This is a genomic window from Chitinophaga sp., assembly GCF_035564935.1.
Classification (GTDB): Bacteria; Bacteroidota; Bacteroidia; order Chitinophagales; family Chitinophagaceae; genus Chitinophaga.
In genome coordinates this window covers 1-5591 of record NZ_DATMTE010000067.1, presented here as the reverse complement: position 1 = coordinate 5591, position 5591 = coordinate 1, and the positions used below count along the sequence as shown (strand labels likewise).

4 protein-coding genes are annotated in these 5591 nt (G+C 47.4%); 1 reads left to right on the top strand and 3 read right to left on the bottom strand.

What is annotated here, in order from left to right:
- A partial coding sequence (locus VN105_RS01890) for a DUF4397 domain-containing protein (protein WP_325637372.1) occupies positions 1–687 on the bottom strand: 687 nt, incomplete at its 3' end.
- A gap of 24 nt (positions 688–711) precedes the next feature.
- Positions 712–1929: a serine hydrolase gene (locus VN105_RS01885; protein WP_325637370.1), complete on the bottom strand. Its 1218-nt coding sequence runs from the start codon at positions 1927–1929 to the stop codon at positions 712–714.
- 212 nt (positions 1930–2141) lie between these two features.
- On the opposite strand from VN105_RS01885, the gene secDF reads away from it, so the two are divergent.
- On the top strand, positions 2142–5300 hold the full coding sequence (secDF, locus tag VN105_RS01880) for a protein translocase subunit SecDF (protein WP_325637368.1): 3159 nt from the start codon (positions 2142–2144) through the stop codon (positions 5298–5300).
- A gap of 91 nt (positions 5301–5391) precedes the next feature.
- Here secDF and VN105_RS01875 read toward each other — a convergent pair.
- On the bottom strand, positions 5392–5591 hold a 200-nt coding region (locus VN105_RS01875; RefSeq protein WP_325637366.1), incomplete at its 5' end, for a HesB/IscA family protein.

Sequence of the window (5591 nt, the reverse complement as noted above, 5' to 3'; positions counted from 1 at the left end):
GCCGCTGCTTCCTTTAGTTCCCATAAGATAAATGGTATAGAAGTTTCCAGCAGAGAACTGACCTACTTTCAGGTCACTTGGTCCGCTTACACTGGTCAGCGTAGTATTTGTACCAGCTTCCTTGATAACTAAAGAGTTGTTTGCGCTGAAGCTGTTGTACAGTTTGAATACGCTGGCGCCACTGGCATCACCGTTAAAATAAATACGGTTGCTATCGATCTTTTCCTGGCCGATGTATACGTCTATCGGACCGGCATTTTCGCTGAGGTTCAGGATACGGATACCGATCTTGTCACGGCTGTAGTTGGATTGATCTACTTTAATAATGGTAGATCTTATCGGGTTCTTATTCCAGATCAGGTAAGTGTAAAATTGTGTGGAGTCGAAGTTGAAAGTTGTACTTGTAAGCAAACTATCGCCACCTTTCTTCTTCAGGTCAAATTTATGAGGGCCGCCAAAAACCGCATAACTGGCGGTGAAATTATAGACAAAATCCTTATCAGTTACTTTCTGGTCATTATCGAAGAAAGTACCGGGAAGCATACCCGCGGAACTGCTTAGTATCGCAACCTGTGCCTGTTGTCTTGGTGGCGTGTAATTGTTATCATTCTTCAGGCAGGAAGAAAGGCCGATGATTCCTGTCAGCAGGGCCACAACTGCCCATACGCGATTTTTCTTGGTTAGCATTTTGCTCTCAGTTTTTAAATTGTGTTATTGATCGGTTGTTTTTTTATCATTTAGTTCAAAGCGGGACAGGTCCGGTACAATATTCTTTTGGCGCCTGACCTCCGATTCGTAAATAACTTCCCCCAATGTTCTGAGAAAAGGTTTGCCTGTTTTTTCAAAGGCCGGTTGGTCATCTCCCAGGATACCGGTCGTGTTCACAAAAATACTGGCAGACAGCAGAAATTCTGTTTTGTTGACAAAATCCGCAATATATGCTGTATCAGTCAGAAATCCGTATGCCCATCCCGGTTTGTTGAATATCCTGATATGTGCCGGTATCCGGCTGTTCCGGTCACCTCCAAAAAGTAAAAACCTGGTATATGCCTGATAGTATTGTTCCTTGTCGTAAGCCGGATCCGTTGACTCGTCCGGGTGCTGGGACATACATCTGTACAAAAAACGGTAATCTTCTCCTGTTAAACGGAAACGTTGACGATTTGTTACAGCTTCCGGAAAAATTATGCTGCGCAGTATATTATGAAGACTGGAAAGGGGGAGTTTATTGCGGTGGGAAAAGTTCATAGGCTGGTGTTCCAGGTGGTTGAGATGATTGTACCAGGCTTTCCCTGCAAAGTCTTCCCGCGGTGAAAACTCCAGGTGGCTGTGTGCCGCCGGCTGCTGGTACAGGATGTTGTTGCCCTCCCGGAAGCACACGGCATTGGTACGCCTGTTGTCGGCTTCATAAAGTGGAAGCCCTACCCGGTGGCGGATTTGGGCGGCTGTGTATCCCATTTCCCACAGCCTGCGGTTAAACGGCTCCTGCCCTATGAACTCGTAGAGCCGGTTATAGGCATCGTTGTCGCTGATAAGAAATATTTTCTTTATATAATGGGCTACCGACGGGAGGCCGGAAGCGGCAGAGCGGTCGTGGCGCACGCCGGTATTGATCCCCGTAAGGGGAGCCGTAAAGAAAGGGGTATCACGGTCAAGGCCGGGGATCTGCAGATCGTTCAGTTTTTCCAGTGCCAGGGCGGCTGCAGGCAGTTTTACCGTAGATGCAGGGTAGAAGTAGGTGTTGGGGGAAACGCCGTAGTAATAGTCTGTGAAATGAGGCAGCTGCTGCCCGTCCCGGTCTATACGGGAAAAAATGACCTGTAAACGGTAGGTGGAAGGATCGCTGAATATGGCGCCTAACCGGCTTTTTTGACTTTTCAGCAAAGCTTCCAGGAAATTATCTGTTGCCGGATAATGTTGGGTTTGCATATATTTGTCGTTGTTATAGATTGTAAAGCAAAGGAATATACATAAAAGACCAGAATCCGGGAGCAGCAGATTTAAAAAAAGTGTGCCAACCAACCTGCAAAGGCAGGCGCATATTGATTTTGCGTGTCTTTTAACTAAGACTTTAATATATCGATTTAAATTCTATCTTTGCAACTCTTAAAATTTTTTTTTATAAACCCGAAACAAACAGTATGCAACTTAAAGGACTGGTAAGATTTTTTGCCATCGCACTGATCCTTATCTCTTTGTACCAATTGTCCTTCACGTTTTTGGTGCGGAACTATGAGAAGAAGATAGAGCAGCAGGCCGAAAACGATGTGGCCAAGCAATACCCTACACCTGAAAAGAAATATCCAGGCAGTTCGGAACTGCAGGGCTTCTACTCAGATACCCTCAAAGGGTTTATTAAACAGAGGAGACAAGAGATTGTGGACAGTACCAGCAGCACAAAGATTGCAGGCTTCCCGTGGAATGTTACCTATACCAAGGCCAAAGAGAAAGAACTGAATCTCGGTCTGGACCTGGTAGGTGGTATGAACGTGGTACTGGAAGTAAGCGTGGAAGATGTTATCCGCGCATTATCCGGTCAATCCAAGGATGCCGCTTTCAACAGAGCGCTGGAAAGAGCAAATGAGCTGAAGAAAACTAACCAGGCCGATTTTGTTACCTTGTTCGGACAAGCATACACCGAGGTAGCACCACAGGGTAAACTGGCGTCTATTTTTGCAAATGCCTACCAGAAGGATATCACTTTCAACTCCTCCAATCAGCAGGTGCTGGACATGATCCGCAAGGAATCACGTGTTGCCATTAAAAATACCTATATCGTACTGCAGAAGCGTATTGATAAATTTGGCGTGGCACAACCTAACATCAGCCTGGATGAAAATAAAGGACTGATCTCCGTGGAACTGGCTGGTGTTGATAACGCAGCCCGTGTACACAAATACCTGCAGGCAACTGCCAACCTCGAATTCAGGGAAGTATACAAAAACTCTCCGGACTTTATCCAGAATGTACTGTCCCCGATGAACGACGCGATCAGGAATGCAAAGGCCGCAGTTACCGCTGCTCCTGCTACGCCTGCCGCTGCAACTGACACGGCCGCTGCAGTTACTGCCGCCGCTGCGAAGGATACCAGTAAAGATGGCAGCCTGACCGATTACCTGTCTAAAAAAGATACCAGCAAAAATGCCAGCAAAGAACTGCAGCTGAAAGAACAACAGCAGCAGAACCCACTGTTCATGGTATTATTCCCTAACGTAGACCCACAGTCAGGTTCCGTTTTTCCCGGCCCGTCTATCGGAAGGATCTTACCAAAAGATACCGCTACATTTAACCGCTACGTGGAACTGCCGGCTGTAAAGGCTATCCTGCCTAAAGACCTGGTTTTTGCGTTTGGTGCTGAAAATAAAGAAGATAAACACGGTCCGCTGGCCGTATATGCACTGAAAGTGAACCCGGCCAACCCTGAACCCCGTGTAGGCGGCGCCAGCATCGTTGATGCCCGCCAGGACATGGATCAGAACAACCAGCCGGAAATCAGCATGACAATGGATAACGAGGGCGCCCACCAGTGGAAAAAACTGACCGGTGAACTGGCTCCAACCAATCCAAAAGATCCCGCTACCTTTAACTACGTAGCAGTAGTGCTCGATAACATCGTTTACTCTGCTCCTTCCATACAGGGTGAAATTGCCGGTGGCCGCTCTTCTATCAGTGGTAGCTTTACCATTGAAGAAGCAAATGACCTCGCCAACATCCTGAAATCCGGTAAAATGCCGGCTCCTGCACAAATTGTACAGGAACAGATCGTAGGACCAACCCTGGGTGCTGAATCCATCGCAGCCGGCGCCAAATCCTTCATGATCTCCTTCGGTATCATCTTCGTGCTGATGCTGGTGTACTACAACAGTGCAGGCTGGGTGGCTAATATCGCACTGGTGCTGAACCTGCTGTTTACCTTTGGTATCCTGGCTTCCATGGGCGCTACGTTAACAATGGCCGGTATTGCCGGTATGGTACTCACCATCGGTATGGCGGTAGATACCAACGTAATCATCTTTGAAAGGATCAAGGACGAGCTCACACATGGCAAGTCGTACCACGACGCGGTGGCAGACGGTTACAAACGTTCCTATGCACCGGTACTCGATGGTCACGTTACCTCCCTGCTCACCGCCTTCATCCTGTTCTACTTTGGTTTGGGTCCTGTACTGGGCTTCGCCACTACCCAGATCATAGGTTTGTTCCTGTCACTGTTCTGCGGTATCCTGGTTTCCCGTATGGTAACCGACTTCTGGATGAAGAAGAAAAGACATTTTGAATACTTCACACCAATTTCCCGTAAAGTATTTAAACATGTGGCATTCGATTTCGTAGGTAAACGTAAATATGCCTATATCATTTCTGCCATCGTAATGGTAGCAGGTGTTTCCTCTTTCTTCCATGGTTTCGACCACGGTATCGATTTCTCTGGTGGCCGCAGCTATACTGTACGCTTCGAGCACCCGATGAACCGTGAAGAAGTGGCAGATGTACTGAAGAAAGAATTTGACTCAGAAGTATTCGTTAAAACTATTGGCAGCACCAACCAGCTGAGCATTACTACTGCTTATAAAATTGAGCAGCAGAGCCTGGCGGTTGATAAGGAAGTAGCCGACAAATTATACAATGGCCTGAAGAAGTTCTATGATGCTTCCGTAACGCCTGACGTATTTGCCTCCCGTTACATTGTAGGATCACAAACAGTATCGCCAACCATTTCCGATGACCTGCGTGCAGGTGCGGTGAAGGCTACCATCCTGTCTATCGTAGTGATCTTCCTGTATATCCTGTTACGTTTCAGCAAGTGGCAGTACTCTATCGGTACTATCTTCTCCCTGCTGCACGACGTACTGGTTACCCTGGCTGTATTCTCCTGGTGCCGGTCTTTTGTACCGTTCACACTGGAAATTGACCAGCACTTTATTGCTGCGATCCTGACAGTGATCGGGTTCTCCATGAACGATACCGTGATCGTGTTTGACCGTATCCGTGAATACTTCAGGACCGGCACACATGGCCGCGACAGGAACACCGTGATCAATAAAGCGATCAATGATACCCTGAGCCGTACTATTATGACGTCTCTGACAGTGTTCCTCACCATCCTGATCCTGTTTGTGTTTGGTGGTGAAGTAACCCGCGGTTTCGCGTTTGCGATGCTGATCGGTGTGATCACCGGTACTTATTCCTCTATCTTTGTTGCGGCGCCTGTATTGGTTGACTTCGACAAGAGGAACCAGCTGGCCAACGAAGGCGATGCAGTGGAAGTGACTGCAAAGAAAACAGCTCCCGCGGCTAAATAAGTAAGACATTACTGAAATAATGTTTGATAAATAAAAACCTCCTGGTAAGCCAGGAGGTTTTTTTATGCGGTATATTTTGGGAAGATGATGATTAGCTGGCAGGCTGTCTGAATACGAAACCGGCGGCATCGCTTTCTTGCTGGTAATCTATTTCCATTCCCATGAGATACATGCCATGTGCCTTTTTCATGATCACGGGAATGCCGGATACTTCAAACAGGTCGTCATCTTCCATAAGTGCATCAAATCCAAGCATATAGGCAACGCCGGAGCAACCTCCGCCTTTTACGC

Coding starts and splice junctions, on each gene's coding strand:
- VN105_RS01885 (WP_325637370.1), bottom strand. CDS start 1,929: ATGCAAACCCAACATTATCCGGCAACAGATAATTTCCTGGAAGCTTTG.
- secDF (WP_325637368.1), top strand. CDS start 2,142: ATGCAACTTAAAGGACTGGTAAGATTTTTTGCCATCGCACTGATCCTT.